Genomic DNA, 594 nt, shown 5'->3' with positions numbered 1-594 from the left:
TAACCATTGGATTATTGCCAAGCTATGATCAAATTGGACTTTGGGCACCAATACTATTATTGCTTGCAAGAGTACTACAAGGGTTTTCAACAGGTGGAGAGTATGCGGGGGCAATGACATATGTTGCCGAATCATCTCCAGATAAGCGTCGTAACTCATTAGGTAGTGGACTAGAAATTGGGACATTATCAGGTTACATAGCTGCTTCAATTATGATTGCTGTATTAACATTCTTTTTAACAGATGAACAAATGGCATCATTTGGTTGGAGAATCCCATTCTTACTCGGTTTATTCCTAGGATTATTCGGCTTATATTTACGTCGTAAGCTGGAAGAATCACCAGTTTTCGAAAATGATGTTGCAACACAACCAGAAAGAGATAACATTAACTTTTTACAAATCATCAGATTTTATTACATAGATATATTTGTATGTTTTGTAGCTGTTGTATTCTTCAATGTTACAAACTATATGGTAACTGCATATTTACCAACCTATTTAGAACAAGTTATTAAATTAGATGCAACGACAACAAGTGTATTAATTACTTGTGTCATGGCAATAATGATTCCATTAGCATTAATGTTTGGTA

1 protein-coding gene is annotated in these 594 nt (G+C 34.3%); it reads left to right on the top strand.

What is annotated here, in order from left to right; all coding sequences use genetic code 11:
* The coding region (locus tag IDG60_RS21125; RefSeq protein WP_206161159.1) for an MFS transporter at positions 1-594 on the top strand (594 nt) is incomplete at both ends.

Source organism: Staphylococcus sp. EG-SA-2 (assembly GCF_017152085.1).
Note: the sequence above shows the minus strand (reverse complement) of the source record. Positions and strands in the feature narration are given on the sequence as shown.